Source organism: Halomonas sp. DP8Y7-3 (genome assembly GCF_019801675.1).
Lineage (GTDB): Bacteria > Pseudomonadota > Gammaproteobacteria > Pseudomonadales > Halomonadaceae > Halomonas > Halomonas litopenaei_A.
On sequence record NZ_JAHVIO010000019.1, the window covers coordinates 353,502 to 373,986 of the forward strand.

The 20,485-nt window shown below is 62.1% G+C and carries 15 protein-coding genes and 4 tRNA genes; 9 read left to right on the forward strand and 10 right to left on the reverse strand.

What is annotated here, in order from left to right; translation table 11 throughout:
* The first annotated feature begins 340 nt into the window (after positions 1 to 340).
* Positions 341 to 637, forward strand: coding sequence for a type II toxin-antitoxin system RelB/DinJ family antitoxin (locus KUV86_RS19175; protein ID WP_222486218.1), 297 nt, complete (start codon positions 341 to 343; stop codon positions 635 to 637).
* Positions 638 to 840: 203 nt separating this feature from the next.
* Here KUV86_RS19175 and KUV86_RS19180 read toward each other — a convergent pair whose 3' ends face one another.
* Positions 841 to 1,551 (reverse strand): GntR family transcriptional regulator, encoded by a 711-nt coding sequence (locus KUV86_RS19180; RefSeq protein ID WP_261397716.1) that lies wholly within the window; start codon positions 1,549 to 1,551, stop codon positions 841 to 843.
* Between the two features lie 288 nt (positions 1,552 to 1,839).
* Here KUV86_RS19180 and KUV86_RS19185 point away from each other — a divergent pair, with 288 nt between their 5' ends.
* The 4 genes from KUV86_RS19185 (at position 1,840) to KUV86_RS19200 (ending at position 6,517) form a co-directional block, all read left to right on the forward strand.
* Positions 1,840 to 3,249 (forward strand): flagellar biosynthesis protein FlgA, encoded by a 1,410-nt coding sequence (locus KUV86_RS19185; protein ID WP_222486220.1) that lies wholly within the window; start codon positions 1,840 to 1,842, stop codon positions 3,247 to 3,249.
* A 74-nt stretch (positions 3,250 to 3,323) separates the two neighbouring features.
* Positions 3,324 to 4,292 (forward strand): Bug family tripartite tricarboxylate transporter substrate binding protein, encoded by a 969-nt coding sequence (locus KUV86_RS19190; RefSeq protein WP_222486222.1) that lies wholly within the window; start codon positions 3,324 to 3,326, stop codon positions 4,290 to 4,292.
* A gap of 136 nt (positions 4,293 to 4,428) precedes the next feature.
* Positions 4,429 to 4,977 carry a tripartite tricarboxylate transporter TctB family protein gene (locus KUV86_RS19195; RefSeq protein ID WP_206943468.1) on the forward strand — a complete coding sequence of 183 codons (549 nt, stop codon included), beginning with the start codon at positions 4,429 to 4,431 and terminating at the stop codon, positions 4,975 to 4,977.
* 46 nt (positions 4,978 to 5,023) lie between these two features.
* Entirely contained in the window at positions 5,024 to 6,517 is a 1,494-nt protein-coding gene (locus KUV86_RS19200; RefSeq protein WP_222486224.1) for a tripartite tricarboxylate transporter permease, read from the forward strand.
* Positions 6,518 to 6,725: 208 nt separating this feature from the next.
* Here the strand turns inward: KUV86_RS19200 and KUV86_RS19205 are convergent, their stop codons facing one another.
* From KUV86_RS19205 to KUV86_RS19230, 6 genes are all read right to left on the reverse strand, one after another.
* Positions 6,726 to 7,031: a YrhK family protein gene (locus tag KUV86_RS19205; RefSeq protein ID WP_222238711.1), complete on the reverse strand. Its 306-nt coding sequence runs from the start codon at positions 7,029 to 7,031 to the stop codon at positions 6,726 to 6,728.
* Between the two features lie 326 nt (positions 7,032 to 7,357).
* Positions 7,358 to 7,433: transfer RNA gene (locus KUV86_RS19210), tRNA-Asn, on the reverse strand.
* 139 nt (positions 7,434 to 7,572) lie between these two features.
* Positions 7,573 to 7,648, reverse strand: a tRNA-Asn gene (locus KUV86_RS19215).
* Positions 7,649 to 7,694: 46 nt separating this feature from the next.
* Positions 7,695 to 7,770, reverse strand: a tRNA-Asn gene (locus tag KUV86_RS19220).
* A 250-nt stretch (positions 7,771 to 8,020) separates the two neighbouring features.
* Positions 8,021 to 8,097: transfer RNA gene (locus KUV86_RS19225), tRNA-Met, on the reverse strand.
* Positions 8,098 to 8,231: 134 nt separating this feature from the next.
* Entirely contained in the window at positions 8,232 to 9,113 is an 882-nt protein-coding gene (locus KUV86_RS19230; protein ID WP_261396652.1) for a choline ABC transporter substrate-binding protein, read from the reverse strand.
* 277 nt (positions 9,114 to 9,390) lie between these two features.
* On the opposite strand from KUV86_RS19230, the gene betI reads away from it, so the two are divergent.
* From betI to KUV86_RS19250, 4 genes are all read left to right on the forward strand, one after another.
* Entirely contained in the window at positions 9,391 to 9,987 is a 597-nt protein-coding gene (gene betI / locus KUV86_RS19235; protein ID WP_206943477.1) for a transcriptional regulator BetI, read from the forward strand.
* Between the two features lie 171 nt (positions 9,988 to 10,158).
* A complete protein-coding gene (betB, locus tag KUV86_RS19240; protein WP_222486228.1) occupies positions 10,159 to 11,628 on the forward strand; it encodes a betaine-aldehyde dehydrogenase in 1,470 nt (489 codons plus the stop codon).
* 157 nt (positions 11,629 to 11,785) lie between these two features.
* Positions 11,786 to 13,543 (forward strand): choline dehydrogenase, encoded by a 1,758-nt coding sequence (betA, locus tag KUV86_RS19245; RefSeq protein ID WP_261397717.1) that lies wholly within the window; start codon positions 11,786 to 11,788, stop codon positions 13,541 to 13,543.
* Between the two features lie 227 nt (positions 13,544 to 13,770).
* On the forward strand, positions 13,771 to 16,221 hold the full coding sequence (locus KUV86_RS19250; protein WP_222486230.1) for an acyl-CoA dehydrogenase: 2,451 nt from the start codon (positions 13,771 to 13,773) through the stop codon (positions 16,219 to 16,221).
* 77 nt (positions 16,222 to 16,298) lie between these two features.
* Here the strand turns inward: KUV86_RS19250 and KUV86_RS19255 are convergent, their stop codons facing one another.
* The 3 genes from KUV86_RS19255 to KUV86_RS19265 form a co-directional block, all read right to left on the reverse strand.
* Positions 16,299 to 18,329 (reverse strand): SLC13 family permease, encoded by a 2,031-nt coding sequence (locus KUV86_RS19255; protein ID WP_222486232.1) that lies wholly within the window; start codon positions 18,327 to 18,329, stop codon positions 16,299 to 16,301.
* Positions 18,330 to 18,415: 86 nt separating this feature from the next.
* Positions 18,416 to 18,982 (reverse strand): carboxymuconolactone decarboxylase family protein, encoded by a 567-nt coding sequence (locus KUV86_RS19260; protein WP_206943485.1) that lies wholly within the window; start codon positions 18,980 to 18,982, stop codon positions 18,416 to 18,418.
* Positions 18,983 to 19,044: 62 nt separating this feature from the next.
* Positions 19,045 to 20,388 (reverse strand): aspartate aminotransferase family protein, encoded by a 1,344-nt coding sequence (locus tag KUV86_RS19265; RefSeq protein WP_222163632.1) that lies wholly within the window; start codon positions 20,386 to 20,388, stop codon positions 19,045 to 19,047.
* Between the last annotated feature and the right edge of the window lie 97 nt (positions 20,389 to 20,485).

The window sequence follows — 20,485 nt, forward strand, 5'->3', positions numbered from 1 at the left end:
CTTTCTGGGCGCAGCTTCTTATATAAGAACTGGGGAGAGAGATTCATGCTGATAGGATTGCGCCAACCCGCATGAGCAAGCGATCACTCACTTATGGCTGACGGAGTTATGTCCTATTCATCTTGTCGCCGGATAATCACGATGTGTTGCAGATCAAGCCTAAGATACTTAGCCACCGTTGACGGGAACGGCTTCGCGCGTTTCTGAGACTCCGCTTGCGAGGTAGCCCTGCCGTGAGATGTCTTCGCGCCCACCGCTGCAAGAGGATCCTGCCCCTCCCTTGGACACCAAGACGAGCTGACATCTGTGTGCACGTCGGAATGAGCTCCGAGGCCTTCAGATGGATACCCGTATACAGTTTCGTATCGATGAAGAGACCAAACGCCTAGCCCAGCAGATAGCAGAGAGCCAGGGGCGTACGCTCAGTGGCGCCTGCAGGGAATTGGCGGAACAGCTCGCCGAGCAACAGCGCCAAGCAACGTCACACCACGACTGGTTATCGCTTCAGGTCAAGCGAGTGTTTGACAGGCTAGAAACCGGTGCGGCGACCTTTGTCGATCACGACACTGCGAAATCCCGGATGGAAGAACGAAAGTCACGGATCCGCGCCCGTTACCTTCCCCGCAGTCATCGGTAATGCGGCTCCCGGGCTTGGCTGACGGACTTATCCCCCATAATCACTCGTCCGGCTAGTCAGGCGGCCCTGCCCCCCTCGCTACCCGTTTAGCGTCACTACCCCATCTGCGCTACACCTTGCCACAAGAGCCTTGCTATCTCGACCATGGCTTAGCGGCGCCGCCTGCCTCTCCTACCATACCTTCCTCCCTACTGGTCCCTCACCTACTGGCCGCTCTCGGTATCGACATCGGCGTAGGGCTGGTCCTCCGCCGCGGGATTGGCGTACTTCATCCACGTCTTGCCCAGGTGGTTGCGCAGTTCATTACCCACCTGCTTGGGGTCACGGGCTTCCAGGGCGGCCATGATGGCTTCGTGTTCTTCCATGGCCACCGACCACTTTTCGTTCTTCAGGTTGGAGAGGTAACGCACGCGATAGAGCTGTCGGCTCAGGGTGGCGTGGATCTCGATCAGTGAGTTGTTGCCGGAAAGCGCGACGATGCGGTTGTGGATCGCCTGGTTCAAGCGAAAGTAGTTCTGCCGGTCGCGACGCAGGAAGGCGGCTTTCATCTCGAAGTGCAGGGCCTGCAGCTCGGCGATGTCGTCGTCGGTGGCATTGACGCAGCAGAGCTCGGCGGCGGACTGTTCCAGCACGCTCAGCACGTAGGCCTTTTCCTGCACGTCCTGGGGGCTGACGTCGGCGACCACGGCGCCTCGCCGCGGGGAAATGACGACCAGGCCCTCGGCCGCGAGGATCTTGAAGGCCTCGCGCATGGGGGTACGTGAGACGTCCAGCTCTTCGGCCAGCTTGCGCTCTGGCAACCGTTGCCCGGGCTGAAAATGGTCCATCACGATGTGTTCGCGCAGGTAGTTCGCCACCTTCTCTACCAGCCCTTCCCGTGGGTCCATTGCCGCTTCATCCATCGTCGTCGCCATCATGATCCTGAGGTGGGATAAGAATGGCATACCAAAAAATCTCAATCAAACTTGGCCGCGTTTTGACGCGAACTTTTAATCGTATATTTTTCATGCGGTTATCCCTAAAGATACAGGAATTACTACCAAGGTCTAGGTGCCCAATGTTTGACCTTAAAAATGGTATACCACTAAATTTCACAGCATCCATGAACCACTCGCCCCACCCAGCCCGCCGCTTGAAGCGAGCAAGGCTGCCCCTCAACAGCGGGGCGAAATGGGCCAGCCAGCACGGAGATGCCTCACTACATGAACTACTTACATCACTTTGACACCGCCGCTACCGTCGAAGCCTGCGTGGCAGGTGCCGGCGACTTTGGCCGAGGCATCCTCCGTCAGGCCCAGCAGATGCCGGGTATGAATGCGCGTATCGCGGTCGACATCAACGCCGCAGTGGCAGCAGAAGCCCTTGAAAAGGCGGGAATTCCACTTTCGCGTATCGCGGTATGCCATTCTGCCGAGGAGGCTTCGGCTGCGTGGCAGGCTGGCCACTATCTGGCGACCGGTGACCTGGAGATCGTCAAGCACCTGGATTTCGATATCCTGGTGGAAAGCACTGGTATACCAAATGCAGGTGCGGCTCACGCTGCCAGCGCACTCAAGGCGGGTAAGCATGTCGGTATTGCTACCAAGGAAACTGAATCCGTGGTCGGTCCCTACCTGACCCGCCTGGGCAATCGTCACAATCGCCTGTTCACACCATTGGACGGTGACCAGCCGAGCCTGTTGATTGGACTGGTCAGCTGGGCGCAGACACTCGGATTCGACATCATCGCTGCCGGCAAGAGCAGTGAATACGACTTTGTCTGGGATGAGGACGACCAGGCGATCTGGTGCAACGGCACTCGCTATGACGCGCCGGACATGGCCAACCTGTGGACACTGCCAGAAGGCGATGAACGCAGCGTGGTGCGTGCACGGGGCGAACACCTCAACGCCATTCCGCAGATCTCCGCTCCGGATCTGTGCGAGATGACCAACGTAGCCAACGCCACGGGTCTACTGCCCGATGACCCCGCCTTTCATGCCCTGGTGCTGCGCACTCACGAAGTGCCGACGCTGCTGGACCTGGAGGCCAATGGTGGCGTGCTCGCCGGCAGTGGCCGCCTGGAGGTGTTCAACTGCCTGCGCCGCCCGGACGAGTTGAGCTTTGCCGGTGGCGTGTTTGTCGTCGTTCGCTGTGAAGATGACCACGCCTGGCAGGTGCTGGAAGGCAAGGGTCATATCCTGAGTCGCAGCAAGAAGAGCGCCATGGTCTATCTGCCGCGCCACCTGCTTGGCCTCGAAGCACCGATCTCCCTGCTTGACGCTGTGCTGAAGGGCCTGCCCTCCGGCGGCGGTCAGGCGACCCGCCCGGCAGTGGACCTGGTCGCAAGGGCGACGGCCCCGCTGGAAGGCGGCCAGGCGCTGGAAATGAAGGGCCACCACCGACACATCGCAGGCCTTCAGCCAGAGGTACACCCGGCCTCAGCCCTGGTCGCCAAGACGCCCGTGCCGTTCTACCTGCTTCCAGGCGCCACGCTGAAGCGCGATATCGCTGCAGGACAGCTGATTACCCTGGCCGATGTGACGCTTCCCGAGTCGACTCTGCTGACGCTGCGCCGTGAGCAGGATGCGATGTTCTTCTCGACTGCCGAACACAGTTCGTCGCCGGCCTGACGTCGGGCCGAATCCACTGGCACTCAACGGGCTAAAGCCCACGCCTAACCACAACAATCCTTTCGGAGAACGCCATGCTTAGCCGACATCTCGCCCTTACTGCCAGCGCCCTTGGCCTGACCCTTGCTGCTGCCAGTCCCGTTGTCTTCGCCGCCGATGACGCTGCGGACTTTCCGTCCAAGCCACTTCAATTCCTGGTTGCCGCCGGCGCCGGTGGCGGTACCGACAACTTCGCGCGCACCATCAAGCCGCTGCTCGAAGAGGCCATGGATACCCGCGTCACGGTGATCAACCTGCCGTCCGCATCCGGGGCACTGGCTCACCAGCGCACCGCCAATGGTGACGCCGATGGCCACACTCTGGACTTCGCCTCGTCCACCCTGGTGACCTCGCTGGCGGCCGGTCAGAACCCCACTGGCCTCGACCAGCTGACGCCGGTGGCGCGCATGCAGTCCGACGTGATGACCCTGATCGTCGATCCGGACAAGTACGCCGATTTCGACGCCTTCATGGAGCACGCCAAAGCCAATCCCGGCGAAGTGATCATCGGCGGCACCCACGCAGCAAGCCCGGACCGCATGGCCTTCCTGTCATTCCGTGACGCCACGGGCCTGGACATCAATTTCATCCCTTATGACGAAGAAGGCAGCGTGGCGGCCAACGTCATGGGCGGCAACATCGATGGCCTGTTCGGTGAAATCAGCTCGGTCCTGAGCTACATGGAATCCGGCGAGATGATGCCGATCCTGGTCTTCGCGGAAGAGCGCCTGGGCAACTTCCCGGACATTCCCACCACGGTGGAAAACGGCTGGGACCTGACCGATGGCAACGAGCGCGGCATCTTCGTCCACGCCGACACGCCTGACGCCATCGTCGAAAAACTCGAGACCACCCTGAAGGGCGTCTACGACTCCGAGACGTACCAGGAGTACGAAGAGCGCGTCAACCTGCACTACCGTGAAGGCTGGCTGGGTAGCGACGCCTACCGCGAGAAGCTCGAGCAGAACCTGGAGCTGTACACGCGCCTGCTGGAAAACAACTGATCTGTACACCGGTGTGCGCCGCAACGGATCGTCAGGGCCGTGACGGCCACCCCCATGAGGGCCGGGCTATGCCCGGCTCCCACCCCGGGGCCAGAGACAGCGGTCTGCTCTGCCCCATCGTGAACCGAGCCTCACCATGCATACCAAGTTCACCGTCTTTGCAGTCTTGCTGCTGGTCCTTGCCGGCATCACGCTGGTACCGACCCTGAATTTCCCCAGCTCCGAGGACGTCTCGACCTTCATCGGCCCGCGCTTGTGGCCCTTGTCCTTGCTGCTGCTGTTGATTGTCCTGTCAGCCACTCTGCTGGTGAGCACGCGACTGGCCCAGAAGAAGGAAGCGCAGCAAGGCCTCAGTCGTGAAAGCGACCCAGAGTCAGCGACTGACGTGCCCAACGCCACGGCAGACGATCCACTGGTCGCGCCAACTGAGCTGAACACGCCGGCAGCCTCTTCAACGTCAGGCGTTATCGCGGCCCACCGCCACTGGTGGGTAATGGGGGCTACCGTGGCCTACACGCTGCTGATGCCCGTCACCGGATTCCTGCTGGCCACCGTCATGTTCACCCTGGCCTGCACGCTACTGCTCGGCGCGCGCCACTGGGCCGCCCTGCTGGCCACCGTGGTCATTGCAGCGGTGCTGATACAGGGCGTGTTCTCTACCCTGCTGGGCATACCGTTGCCATGACCCTCAGTCGATACGATCTTTTACCCGTGCTTCCCAGGAGCTGACGATGCTGGAGAGTTTTCTGAGTGGGCTAGGCGTGGTCTTCCAGCCCATGAACCTTCTGATTCTGACCACGGCCGTCTTCATCGGCTTCATCGGTGGCGCCCTGCCAGGCATAAGCGGTGTGATTCTGGTGGTCATCCTGCTGCCGGTCACCTATGGCATGGATCCGACCCAGGCGTTCATGCTGCTGACGGCCATCTACGGCTCTACCGTGTTCTCGGGGCTGATCACCGCCATTCTCTACCGCGCACCCGGCACCCCGGAAGCCGTGATGACGGCCTTCGACGGCTACCCCATGACCCAACAGGGGGAAGCGGGCAAGGCCCTGGGTATCGGCGTGCTCAGTTCTGCCATCGGCGGCCTGGTCGGCACCATCGCGCTGATCATCTTCACCCCCTTGCTGGCCTCGGTGGCGCTGAAGTTCTCATCGCCAGAGTACTTTGCCCTGGCCATTCTTGGCCTGACCGTGGTCGCCTCACTGGGCGGCAGACTGATCCTTGGGCTGATCGGGGCTACCCTCGGTCTGTTGATCGCCACCATCGGCATTGACCCTCTTACCGGCACCAGTCGCTACACCTTCAACAACCTCAACCTGGCGGAAGGGGTTGGCCTGATTCCCGTCATCGTCGGGCTTTTTGCGGTGTCCGAGGTGATGAAGCGTTCACTTTCCCGGGATGCCGAACAGCCGCTGACCAAGGTCAAGATCAAGATCTTCGACGCCCCCATCCTGAAGAAGATCGGGGTGACCCTGTCGCGCTCGTCGATTCTCGGGGTGATCATCGGCATTCTGCCCGGCATCGGCGCCAGCACCGCGGCCATGGTCAGCTACAGCGAGACGGTGCGCTGGTCCAAGCATCCGGAAAAGTTCGGCAAGGGCGCACCGGAAGGCATTGCCGCACCGGAAGCCGCCAACAACGCCGCCGCCATGGGCGCCCTGGTGCCCCTGTTTGCGCTGGGCATTCCGGGCAGTGGCACTACCGCGATCATCCTTGGCGCCTTTATCATGCATGGCCTGCAGCCGGGGCCGATGTTCATGCTGACCTCAAGCGACCTGATCTATGCGGTATTCGCCGGACTGTTCGTGGTGAACTTCATGATCCTGGCGTTCTCCAAGCCGTTCATCAAGCTGTTCACCCGCCTGCTCAACGTCCCCTACTCGGCACTCGGCCCGATCATCCTGATGTGCTGCATCGTCGGTACCTACTCGGTGCGCAATTCGATGTTCGACGTGTGGCTGATGCTGGGTTTCGGCGTCCTCGGCTTTCTTCTCGAGAAGATCAAGTTCCCGCTGGTGTCGATCATTCTCGGCCTGGTCCTCGGCCCCATCGCTGAAAGCGAATTGCGGCGCTCGCTGGCCATGTCCCAGGGGGATCTCAGCATCTTCTTCTCTCGGCCGATCAGCGCCAGCTTGATCGTGATTGCCGTTCTGCTGCTAAGCACCACCATCATCATCGCCCTGCGCAAGCGGGCCAGAACCCGTGCAGCCGCGATGGGCTGAGGGGATAAAGCCGCACACTGGCGAATCTTCAACAACCCCCACGCAGAAACGACATCGCCCTCGCTGCCACAGGCAGCGAGGGCGATATTGTTTCTACTGATGGGCACCGCACCCCGCTGGGCCAAGACACCTCCCGCCCTACCAATCAGGCCCGCCGTCAACCAGGTCCGCTATCAAGGAGCGAACAAGGCAGCGATACAAGGGCGGATCAATAGTCATGCCCTGCATCCACCGCGGCAGGCGCTTCAGGGTGCAGGCGCTGGATATGCACCCGCCGGGCAAGGCGAATGAGCGGGCGTATCATCATCTCGATACTGCCGATCAGAAACAGCCAGGTCCCTATATAGGCAAGCGACTCGTAGAAAAACAGAATACTGCCGATGATAAACCAGGTGCCGATCAAGAGGTCGTTGACGATGCTGAGCACCTCATAGCGCTGGCGAATGATCAGCTCTTCATGACCGATGTGCAGGGTCAGAGTGGGCGTTTTCGACGACTGTTGCGAGGTTGTCATGGGGTCTTCCCTTTCGCAGTGGTTGTCCGGCGCCCTGTCGCGTTTCAGCGCAAGAGGGAGCAACCTGGTATCCAGAATAACCGTATGCAAAACAGGATAGAGGCAGTCAGTTTGGCGGAGCAAGACGAGGTAGCGCCACAGGCCTGCAACGCGAGCAGGACACAACACATAGACGAAAAATGGACGAAACGAGCGCAGCGATCGTTAACGCCAGGTACCGAAAACCGACAAGGGAAAGCCCAGAATTTCAAGGACAATAACGAAAGGCAAGGAAGGAAAAGAAAGGCAGCAAACTCAGGAGTGTCGCTAGATAGCGCAGAATGCACTGGCTCCCCGAACAGGACTCGAACCTGTGACCCAATGATTAACAGTCATTTGCTCTACCAACTGAGCTATCGGGGAACGACAATGTGCAGTGCTAAACAGTGCAGTGCTAAATAGCGCACTGCTAAATGATGCAGCGCTAAATGGCATCAGGTAACGACCTTGAGCCGGGCGACAATTCTTGCAAGGTACAGAGCAGCGTGACATTGCGCCAAGATGGCTCCCCGAACAGGACTCGAACCTGTGACCCAATGATTAACAGTCATTTGCTCTACCAACTGAGCTATCGGGGAATGACCTTGAATTGTCGGTGCAAGAGGCGGGATCAACCTTGGAGGTTGGCTCCCCGAACAGGACTCGAACCTGTGACCCAATGATTAACAGTCATTTGCTCTACCAACTGAGCTATCGGGGAATCGCCTTGAGCACGGGGCGTAGTATACGGATCACGCCGAGATCGTCAAGCCCACCTGAAGGTTTATTGCCGGACAGGTCGACTTAACTCGCTGATCCGCCTCACAACCTTGGATAGCGCCCCAGCCTGACGCCGACAGCATCACGGCGACATCGCTCTGACGACACCGGCTGACACCGGGCACCCTGGAACCGGACATGCTGAAACGACAGCGCCCGCTGACCGAAGTCAGCGGGCGCTGTCTAAATCCTGGTGGCTACGCCCTGACTCGAACAGGGGACCCCATCATTATGAGTGATGTGCTCTAACCAACTGAGCTACGTAGCCTTTTGGCCGTCAGGCAATAACATCGCCGTGTCGACGGGGGTGAATTATGCACACCCCCCAAGGACTTGGCAAGCCTGACCGCCAAATTTTCGGCGACGAAGATCCACAAGGGCTGTCGCCACCAATAAAAGGTGTCAGTCGATACCCAGCGACGCCTTGACGGCTGGCAGCGCGGGCTCGCCGTCGGCGGTATTGACGCCTTCAAGCCATGCCTCCAGAAGTGCCGGATTCGCCTTCAGGTAATCCTGGGCAGCCTCCTCCGGCGCCACGCCATCGTCCATGATGGATCCCATCAACTGGTTCTCCATCTCCAGGGTAAAGCTCAGATTGTCGAGCAGTGCGCCAACGTTCGGGCAGCTCTCGCTGTAGCCGGCACGTGTGTTGGTATAGACCGTGGCGCCCCCCAGGTCGGGACCAAAGTAATCGTCTGCGCCCTCCAGGTAGGCCATATCGAAATTGGTATTCATCGGGTGAGGCTCCCACCCCAGGAAGACCATCCAGGACTCATCCGGGACCCTAGCCCGCAACTCGGCCAGCATGCCTGCTTCACTGGAGTCGACCAGCGACCAGTCGCCGAGACCGAAGGCGTCGTCGTCGATCATCTGCTGGATCAACTCATTGCCGTCGTTCCCGGCCTCGATGCCATGCAGCTCGCTGTCGAACTTGTCGGCGTGCTGGGCGAGATCCGCCACCGAGGTGACGCCTGCGTCGTGCACATACTGAGGCACCGCCAGGGTGTACTTGGCGCCTTCCAGGTTGGCACCCAGGCGGTCGACGTCACCCTGCTCCACGTAAGGGTCGCTGATGGACGCCATGGAAGGCATCCAGTTACCCAGGAACACGTCGAAGTCACCGTTCTTCATACCTGAATAAGCAATCGGCACCGATACCGTATCGATGCGCGTCTCGTAGCCCATGGCCTGCAGAACCTGAGTGGTGAGCGCGGTGGTCGCGGTGATGTCGGTCCAGCCGACTTCAGCGAAACGCACCGGCTGGCAGCTGTCATCGGCGGCCATCGCCTGGGGGGCGGCAAGGCCGGCGATGGCTGCCGCCAGCACGGACAGAGCGGGAATCGTCGGGGTCGTCATCATGCACTCCTTATTCGGATTATCGGTTGCAGTATGGTGGCCTGTTCACAACGGTGCCGTTGAATCGACCAGATTTTGATTGAACGTCCAATCAATAAAAGGCATACTCTCTACATCCTAACCTCGGGGACACCTCGAGGAGCAAGTCACCGTTTCAACTCTCGAGCACCTGAAAGCTCGTGAGGCAGTGGTAGAGAGGTCTGTCATGCCCAAGGTAGGAATGGAGCCAATCCGCAGGCAACAGCTGATACAAGCCACCATGGCCGCCATCCATGAGGTCGGCCTGGCGGATGCCACCGTGATGCGTATCGCACGTCACGCGGGCGTGTCTGCTGGCATCATCAGCCACTATTTTGGCGGCAAGGACGGCCTGCTCGAAGCTACCATGCGGCAGATTCAGCACGACCTGGGCGACGCGGTCGCTGCACGTCGCAAAGCCCTCTCCGACAACAGCCCAAGAGCGCATCTGGAAGCCATCATCGATGGCAACTTTGACTCATCCCAGACCAACGCTCGCGCGGCCGGCACCTGGCTCGCCTTCTGGGCCAACTCGATGCACAAGGCCGACCTGCAGCGCCTGCAGAAGATCAACGATCGCAGGCTTTACGCCAACCTCTGCTACCAGTTCAAACGTCTGATGCCCCGTGACGAGGCACAGCGCGCCGCCAACGGCATGGCCGCCATGATCGACGGCTTGTGGCTTCGCGGCACCCTCTCGCCCGAGGGGCTGGACACCCGCCAGGCGCGTGAATTGGCGCGGGAGTACCTGCATCGTCTACTGGACCAGGCAGCCAGGACGTAGCGCATCCACTTGATCAGGCCGCCTGCCACCATCTGCAGAAAGCCTAGCCTGGATCAAGGGACGTCCCATCACCGTGCGAGGCGTGCGCCCCAACGTCAGGGCACACTCGATGGCGCCGTCCGCGATCACCCCATCACCTTTATTAGCTCGCTCTCACCATAGGAGGATGTCATGGCAACGCTCGACACCCAGAAGCTCTATATCAATGGCCGTCTGACAGACGCCACCTCCAACGAGACGTTCAGCGTCACCAACCCCTACGACGGTAGCCACCTGGCAGACGTCCAGGTGGCCAGCGACGCCGACGTGGATGCCGCCGTGGCTGCCGCCCAGCAAGGCCAGAAGGTCTGGGGCGCCATGTCCGGCATGGAGCGAGGCCGCATTCTCAACCGCGCCGTGGCCCTGCTGCGTGAGCGCAACGATGAGATCGCGGAACTCGAGACCCGTAACACGGGCAAGCCCTTCAGCGAGACCTCCACGGTCGACATCGTCACCGGTGCCGACGTGCTGGAGTACTACGCAGGTCTGGCCGCCGCCATCGAAGGCAGCCAGATTCCGCTGCGCGAAGACAGCTTCGTCTACACCCGTCGCGAGCCGCTTGGCGTGATCGGTTCCATCGGCGCATGGAACTACCCGATCCAGATTGCCTGCTGGAAGTCAGCCCCTGCCCTCGCCGCCGGCAACGCGGTGGTCTTCAAGCCCAGCGAAGTCACCCCGCTGACCACCATGATCCTGGCCGAGGTGTTCACCGAAGCCGGCCTGCCGGATGGCGTCTTCAACGTCGTCCATGGCGAGGCTGAGGTGGGCCAGGCGATTACCGGCCATCCTGACATCGCCAAGGTGTCCTTCACTGGCGAGGTCGGCACCGGCAAGAAGGTCATGTCTGCCTCGGCGGCTTCCAGCCTCAAGGACGTGACCATGGAGCTGGGTGGCAAGTCACCGTTGATCGTATGTCGTGATGCGGACCTGGACCGTGCGGCCGACGCCGCCATGATGGCCAACTTCTACTCCAGCGGCCAGATCTGCACCAACGGCACGCGGGTCTTTGTCGATAACGCCATCAAGGCGGACTTCGAGGCGCGTCTGGCGACTCGTGTAGCGCGCATCAAGGCAGGTGACCCGATGGATCCGGCCGTGAACTTCGGCCCGCTGGTCAGCTTCGAGCATCAGCAGAAGGTCCTGTCCTACATCGCCCTGGGCCAGCAGGAAGGCGCTCGTTTGTTGGCCGGTGGCGAGACCTGGGATCAGGGTGACTGGGCCAAGGGTGCCTGGGCGGCGCCTACGGTGTTCACCGACTGCACCGACGATATGCGCATCGTCCGCGAAGAGATTTTCGGCCCGGTCATGTCCGTGCTCGGCTTTGACAGCGAGGAAGAAGTGCTCCAGCGTGCCAACGCCACCACCTATGGCCTGGCGGCGGGTGTCTTTACCGAAAGCCTCAACCGCGCACACCGCATGATCCACCGCCTTGAAGCCGGCATCTGCTGGATCAACACCTGGGGCGAGTCGCCGGCCGAAATGCCGGTCGGCGGCTACAAGCAATCGGGTGTCGGTCGTGAAAACGGTATCGAGACACTGGCCCACTACACCCAGACCAAGTCGGTCCAGGTCGAGATGGGACCCTTCGAGTCGGTTTTCTAACCTCACCACATCCAGGGTCGGGGCCCCCACCCCGACCCCATGTGACAGGCTTGCGCGGAATCCCCTGCCCTTTCTCTTGATGGCTCGCCCTCCGGGCCATCCGACACCGCGTCGCGCCTGACCCCGACATCTCACTTATTCTCCCGGGAGGCGTTTCATGCCACAGCATCGTGAATACGACTACGTCATCATTGGCGCCGGCTCAGCCGGCAACGTTCTTGCGACTCGCCTGACAGAAGATCCTGACGTCCAGGTGCTGCTGCTTGAAGCAGGCGGCAAGGATCACCGCTTCGACTTTCGCACCCAGATGCCCGCCGCGCTGGCCTATCCGCTGCAGGGCAAGCGCTACAACTGGGCGTTTGAAACGGACCCTGAGCCGCACATGGACAATCGCCGCATGGAGTGCGGTCGCGGCAAGGGCCTGGGCGGCTCCTCGCTGATCAACGGCATGTGCTACATCCGTGGCAATGCCCTGGACTATGACGGCTGGGCCCAGCGTGCCGGGCTGGAAGACTGGCACTATGCCAACTGCCTTCCCTACTTCCGCAAGGCCGAGACCCGTGACATCGGCCCCAACGACTATCATGGTGGCGATGGCCCGGTCAGCGTGACCACGCCGAAGGAAGGCAACAATCCGCTTTATCACGCCTTTATCGAGGCAGGCCAACAGGCGGGCTACCCGGCCACTGAAGACGTCAACGGCTACCAGCAGGAAGGCTTCGGTCCCATGGACCGTTTCGTCACCCCCAATGGCCGTCGCGCCTCCACCGCCAGGGGCTATCTCGATGAAGCCAAGCAGCGTCCCAACCTGACCATCGAAACCCGCGCGACCACCGATGTGATCCTGTTCGAGGGCAAGCGCGCGGTCGGGGTACGCTATCAGCGCAAGGGCCAGGACCAGCAGGTGCGCATCCGTCGCGAAGTGCTGCTGTGTGCCGGCGCCATCGCCTCGCCGCAGATCCTGCAGCGCTCCGGCATCGGACCGGCCGACCTGCTCGAGGAGCTGGGTATCGAGGCCGTTCAGGTCAATGACAACGTCGGTGCCCATCTGCAGGACCATCTGGAGATGTACATCCAGTATGAGTGCAAGAAGCCGATCTCCCTCTACCCGGCGTTGAAGTGGTACAACCAGCCAGCCATCGGCGCAGAATGGATGTTCAAGGGCACCGGCATCGGCGCCAGCAATCAGTTCGAGGCAGCAGGGTTCATTCGTACCAGCCAGGAGGAAGCCTGGCCCAACCTGCAGTACCACTTCCTGCCCATCGCGATCAGCTATAACGGCAAGAGTGCGGTACAGGCCCACGGCTTCCAGGCCCACGTCGGTTCCATGCGCTCGGAGAGCGAGGGCCGCGTGCGCTTGACCTCTTTTGATCCCAAGGCGGCGCCGTCCATCCTGTTCAACTACATGTCCACCGAGAAGGACTGGGAAGAGTTCCGCGACGCCATTCGCCTGACCCGTGAGATCATCGCTCAGCCGGCCATGGACGAATATCGCGGTCGCGAGATCTCTCCGGGACCGGACGTCAACACCGACGAGGAACTCGACGCCTTCGTGCGCCAGCACGCCGAGACCGCCTACCACCCCTGCGGCACCTGCCGGATGGGAGATGGCGACGACTGCGTGGTAGATGGCGCAGGTCGCGTGCACGGGGTGGAACGCCTGCGCGTGGTAGACGCCTCGCTGTTCCCGGTGATTCCCACTGGCAACCTCAATGCGCCGACGATCATGCTGGCAGAGCGAATGGCCGACAAGATTCGTGGCAAGCAGACACTGCCGCCGAGCGACGCACCCTATTACGTGGCCAATGGTGCCCCTGCCCAGGCCACCCCGCAGCGCCGGCTCGAGGACGCCCACCCGACCCAGGGTGAGCGCCGCCTTGCAGCAGGCACCGACGGCTCGACACCTACTGGCTAGCGAAGCCCGCTGCCACACGCAGCATGTCGACGTCATCCCCCTGGCCCTGTGTTCATCACAGGGCTTTTTTGTGCAGCTCAGACACGTTTGATTCGACCATGGTGCAAGACCAGGCGTTTTCAGTGGCTGGTTGCCAGTCGATGGGCTAATCTGCAAGAATTCAAACAGGCGTTTTATTCCAATCACCGGCAACACTCTGCCTCTATCGCCAGCCAAGGAGACTCTCCATGCTCAGCCTGCTCCTGCTCGTCTTCACGGTCGTTGGCCTGATCGCCATCGCCCACCGTGAAGCAGGGTCTGCCCCCGCGACCGCTCTGCCTGCGGTACTGGGTATCGTCGGCCTACTGCTCGATGCCGAAGTCGTCGGTGTGCTGCTGTTGATCAGCGCTGCCGTGATCGCCGTGTGTGGCCTGCCCGCACTGCGCCGCCACTGGCTCTCGCCGCGCCTGTTCGCCATGTTCAAGAAGGTCGCGCCCAAGGTCTCTGACACCGAGCGCACCGCGCTGGAGGCAGGCAGTGTGGCCTGGGATGGGGAGCTGTTCTCCGGCCGCCCCGACTGGCAGCGCCTGCTCGACTTCAAGGACGATGGCCTCAGCGACGAGGAACGTGCCTTCATCGACCATCAGTGCACCGTCGCCGCCGGCATGTGCAACGCCTGGGACATTGCCCGCGAGCGCGCCGACCTGCCCCCGGAGCTGTGGGACTACCTGAAGAAGGAACGCTTCTTCGGCATGATCATTCCCAAGCAGTATGGCGGCCTCGGCTTCTCTGCCAAGGCACAGTCTGCGGTACTGCAGAAGCTGGCCGTCAATGAGACGCTGATGTCCACCGTGGGCGTGCCCAACTCCCTCGGCCCCGGCGAACTGCTGCTCAAGTACGGCACTCAGGAACAGAAAGATCATTACCTGCCGCGCCTGGCCGATGGACGCGAGATCCCCTGTTTCGGCCTGACCGGCCCCCGTGCCGGCTCTGACGCCACGTCGCTGCCGGACGTCGGCATCGTGTGCAAGAAGGAAGTCGACGGCAAGGAGGTGCTGGGCCTGCGCCTGACCTTCAACAAGCGCTGGATCACCCTGGCGCCCATCGCCACCGTGGTTGGCCTGGCCTTCCGCATGTTCGACCCGGACCACCTGCTGGGCGACAAGGAAGATCTGGGTATCACCTGTGCCCTGGTGCCACGAGACACGGACGGCATGGACATCGGTCGCCGCCACCACCCCATCGGTAGCCCCTTCATGAATGGCCCGATCCGCGGCAAGGATGTGTTTGTCCCGCTGGATACCATCATCGGTGGCCCGGACATGGCGGGTGAAGGCTGGCGCATGTTGATCGAATGTCTGTCGGTGGGTCGCTGCATCACCCTGCCCTCCGGCGCCACAGGCACGGGACGCTACGCCATTGGCTGGGCTGGAGGCTTTGCCCGCATTCGCCGCCAGTTCAACGTGCCGGTGGCCGAGATGGAAGGCATCCAGGAGCCCCTGGCACGCCTCACCGCCAAGGCCTACATCGCCCAGGCAGCGGTCTACCAGACCGCCAACACCATCGACCACGGTCATGCACCGGCCGTGCCCTCCACCATCCTCAAGAGCCAGCTGACCGAGTTCCAGCGAGACATTCTCGCCGATGCCATGGACATTCATGGCGGCAAGGCCGTCACCCTGGGCCCGCGCAACTATCTGGGTATTGGCTACAGCGCGAACCCGGTGGCCATCACGGTGGAAGGCGCCAACATCATGACCCGCAACCTGATGGTGTTCGGACAGGGTGCCATCCGCTGCCATCCTTACGTGCTTGAAGAGCTGGCGGCCAAGGATGCTGACGATGCAAAGGCCTTCGATCGCGCCTTCTTCCGCCATGCCGGCCTGATCTTCGGCAACGCGGCGCGCGCCTTCTCCATGGGACTTGGCCTGGGCAAGCCTGCCAACCCCTTCGATGACGTCGCTGGGCCCTACGCCAAGGAGGTCTGCCGTCTTTCCGCTGGCTTCAGCCTGTGCGCGGATGCGGCCATGGCAAGCCTGGGAGCCGAACTCAAGCAGCGAGAAATGCTGTCGGCACGACTCGGTGACGTGCTGTCCAACCTCTACCTGGTCAGCATGGTGATCAAGCAGTGGCATGAGGGCGACAAGGTCGAAGGCGAAGCCGAGCTGATGCACTACGCCTGCCGCTTCCTGCTCAACCGCGCCGAGACCGCCTTTGTCGAGGTATTCGACAACTTGCCGAACAAGGCCCTGGGCAAGACATTGAAGGTGCTGGTCATGCCGCTGGGGCGGCGCTGGGCCCGTCCTCACGACGATCTTGCCCGGGCCATTGCCAGGTCCGTTTCCACGGGCTCGGCGCTGCGCAAGAAGCTGCTTCAGGGCGCCTGGGACAGCAACGACCAGGTGCAGGACAACCCGGTGGCACGCTACAACGCCCTGCTGGAGACCCAGAACCGCGCCGAGGCGCTGTATCGCCAGATCAATCGCGCCTATGCCAAAGGCAAGTTGCCGGTGCAGGCCCTGCATCCGGAAGAGCGTCTGGAAGCCGCACTGGCCGAAGGATTGATCAACGAAGACGACGCCGATTTCATGCGCAAGCGTGAGGCCGAGGTGCTGGATATGCTCAGCGTGGATGACTTTGCCTTCGATGCCTTTGTCACCGACAAGGACAAGGTCAACCAGCACAACGCGACCGCCTGAGTCATCGGCACTGCATCACCACAACGCCCGGCACTCGCCGGGCGTTGTCGTTGTGAAGAGCATATTCCCTGTGGCCCCTACTTCAGCGGCCATACCAGCATGATGAGTGGTATCGCGACCAGCATCACCACCAGCGTCAGCGGCAAGCCAAGACGCCAGTAGTCGCTGAAGTGGTATCCCGCCGGGCCCATTACCAGGGTATTCGACTGGTGACCGATGGGAGTGAGGAAGGCGCAGGAGGCGCTGATCGCCACGATCATCAGGAAGGGGTCGAGTGACAGCCCGAATCCGTTGGCCAGGCTGGCAGCAATCGGCGCCATCAGCAGCGCCGCTGCGGCATTGTTGATGACGTTGGAGAGCAAGGTACTGACCATGAACAACCCTGCCAGCACCAGCAAGGGTGGCCATTGGCTGCCCCACCCCAACAGCGTGTCCGCAATCAACTGAGCGCCACCGCTGGTTTCCAGCGACTGCCCCACCGGTATCATCGCTCCCAGCAGTACGATCACCGGACCATCGATGGCCCGGTAGCCCTCTCGCAGGGGCAGTACCCCGACCACCAGGGTCACCAGGGCGGCCAGGGACAGCGCCACCGCCGCCGGCAGCAGATCAAACAGCATGGCCATGATGGCCGCCACGAAGATGCCGATGGACAGGGCCAGCTGACGCGGCTGCCCCAGCGTCAGCCGACGATCCGCCAAGGGCAGGCAGCCCAGTACCGTCAGGCTCTCACCCAGTCCCTCCGGATCGCCCTGCAGCAACAGCACATCACCGGGGCGGAAGCGGATATCCCTGAGCCGCTGCTGCAGCCTTCCACCATCCCTGGCCACCGCCACCAGGTGTAGCCCGTATTGATGGTGCAAGCGCAGCTCCGCCGCGGTGCGACCGCTGATCGCGGCGTCATTGCGCACAATGGCCTCGATCAGGTGAAGGTCCTCGTCCTCGGAGCGCTCCTTGCGGCTGTCCTCTTCTGCCTCGTCTTGCTGTGCCGAGTTGCCCGAGTGAGCTCCCCTCTGCGTCCCTTCCTCGTCACTACCGACATCATCCCGCGCCCGGTCCAGGGTCTGGCGGCGCTCGATGGCTTCCTCGTCCTGGCTGAGCAGATGTCGCGTGCGCTGCGCCAGAGAAGCTGTCTCAAGGTTGTCGTCGTCGCGCTCTGGCAGGTCGTCGCCTTCGGCGCGCTCTGGCAGGTCGTCGCCCTCTGGGGTAGGCACATCGCTCGGCGCCAGACCAACGCGCAATCCGGCCTGATCCTCAAGCGCCTTCAGTTCGTCGGGGCCCGCCTCGAGCAGCAGGATATCGTCTTGTCGCAGTACCCCATAAAAGGAATGGCCGGCATAGCGCCGTCCATCACGTACCAGCGCCAGCACCGGCACGTTGTCGTCCAGCTTGCGCCTGAGCTTGTGCAACGACCAGCCCAGCGCCTTGGCATCCGCCCCGACCCGCACTTCGACCAGGTAGTGAGCGGTATCGAACATGGCATCCCGGCTGGCCTGGCCAGTGCGCCGTGGCACCAGACGCCATCCCAGCAGGACAATGAAGGCTACTCCGGCCAGGGCCACGGCTCCGCCCACGGGCAAGAAGTCGAACATGGCGAAACGCTCACCCGAGAGCGAGGCGCGATAGCTGGAGATGATGATGTTGGGCGGCGTGCCGATCAGCGTGGTCAGGCCGCCCAGCAGTGACCCGAACGCCAGGGGCATCAGCAAGATGGACGGAGAGGTATCGTGTTCCCGGGAGAGTCTCAGCGCTACCGGCAACAGCAGCGCCAGCGCACCGACATTGTTCATGAAGCCGGACAACAGCGTGACCAGCCCGGTCAACGCCAGCAACTGCAGGATCAGGCGATCTCCAACCTTGAGTACCTGGGCGGAGATCACGTCGACCACGCCTGCGTGCTCGAAGCCCCTGGAAAGCACCAGCACCGCCACTACGGTAATCACCGCCGGGTGGCCGAAGCCGGTAAAGGCGTCGTCAGCCGGAACCAGCCCCAACACCACTGACGCCAGGAGTGATGCCAGAGCCACCAGGTCGAAGCGCCAGCGCCCCCATACAAAGGCCGCCAGCGTCAGCCCAAGCACCATAAACACCAGAAGACTGTCATCCATGTCGGCCTCCTCCATGGTCAGAGCACTACGAAACACTGCATCAGTGTCCAGCGAAACGCTGATTGAGAGTAGCCTACATCAGTGGATTACGTAGCAGGTTCCTCAAAAGGCAGGGGCTGTTGGCCTCGACGCACCTCGAACACATTCAGCGTCATCGCCACCAGCGCGTAGTACCCCAGCACTCCTACCAGCTCCACTACGGCCTCTTCGCCAAACGCCTCCACCGCCTCACGGTAGGTGGACTCATCCACTCGGCGGGTGTCATAGAGCTGGTAGGCCAAGCGGTGCACCAGCGCCTCCTGGGGATCCTCGAAGGGCGGCTGCCGGCCCTCGCGCAGTGCCTCTACAACTGCTGGGGAGAGACCGGCCTCCAGCGCGATGGGGGCATGAATCTGCCACTCGGCCTGGGACTTCCACCACGCAGCGGTTGCCAGGATGGCAAGCTCCGTCAAGCGCAGTGGCAGGCGTGTCCCATAGCGGCAGAAGGCCCCAAGACGCTGGGCGTTGTCGGCCAGCTCCGGGCTATGCACCCAGGCGAGAAACGGGCCGTCCAGGTTGCCGCGCGGTCCGCTGAGGATGTCGGACAGCACGCGCCGTTGCTCATCGGTCATGCTGGCATCGGTGAGCTCCGGCAGGCGGGATCGGATGGACATCTTGGTTTCCTCAAATGGAGTCTTGGGTACAGTGGGTGAGCACCACAGCGCGCAGCCGACGCCTAGGCACCACCGGCAAGGCATTCGACCAGCGCTGTGTCGATGGCGGCCTCAAGCTTGTCGACGATCTCATCCAGGTGCCTGTCTTCGACAATATAGGGAGGGGCCAGCAGTACATGGTCACCGCGCCGACCGTCGAGGGTGCCCCCCGCCGGGTAGCACATCAACCCCTGGGACATCGCAGCCGACTTGATCCGTGCATTCAGTCGACGCTCTGCCGGGAACGGTGCCTGGGTCTCACGGTCAGCGACCAGTTCCAGGCCAAGGAACAGGCCACGGCCACGCACATCACCCACCTGGGGATGATCGCCAAAGCGCTCCAGCAGACGGCGCTGCAAGCCTTCGCCCTGGTGACGCACCCGTTCAAGCAGTCCACGGTCCTCGATACTGCGCTGGACAGCAAGCGCCCCGGCACATGCCGTGGCGTGGCCAATGTAGGTATGCCCATGCTGAAAGAAGCCTGATCCCTCGGCAATGGCGTCGCGAATTCGCTGGCTTGCCAGCGTCGCACCAATCGGCTGGTAGCCACCTCCCAATCCCTTGGCAATGGTGACGATATCCGGGCTGATCCCCTCCTGCTCGCAGGCAAACAGCGAGCCTGTGCGCCCCATGCCACACATCACCTCATCCAGAATCAACAGGATGCCGTGACGATCACAGATCTCGCGGACTCGCTGGAAGTAGCCAGGCACGGCGGTCACCGCGCCGAGCGTGGCCCCGACGACAGGCTCTGCCACGAACGCCATGACACGCTCGGCGCCGAGCTGAGCGATGGTCTGCTCGAGCTCTTGTGCCAGGCGCTCGCCATAGGCGATGTCGCTCTCTCCCGCCTGTTTGCCGCGGTAGGCATAGCAGGGGCTGACATGTGTCGTCTCGCTGAGCAGCGGTTCGAACGGTTGGCGACGCCAGGCATTACCCCCGGTGGCCAGGGCTCCCAAGGTGTTGCCGTGGTAGCTCTGTCGACGAGCGATGACCTGGGTACGCTCCGGCTGGCCGATCTCGAGGAAGTACTGACGCGCCATCTTCAATGCTGCCTCTACCGCCTCGGAACCGCCGGAGACAAAGTACACGCTGGCGATACCCTCAGGGGCTCGCTCTACCAGAAAATCGGCCAGCGCTTCCATCGGTTCTGAGGTGAAAAAGCTGGAATGAGCGTAGGCCATCCTGGAGACCTGTTCAGCGATGGCCTGCTGCACCTGGGTATCGCTGTGGCCCAGGCAGGACACTGCCGCCCCGCCGCTGGCATCCAGATAACGCTTGCCACTGGCATCAATGAGGTAGGGACCATCCCCGGCCACCGCGGTGGGGTAGGTAGAAGTGAGATGGCGATGAAAGACGCGGCTCATGCTGGCTCCCGGGGTGGTTGGCCCATGGCAGGTAGAAGGTACGGCGGATCACGTGCGTCGAGGCGGCCAGGGCATCTGACCGAGACATCTGCTGGTG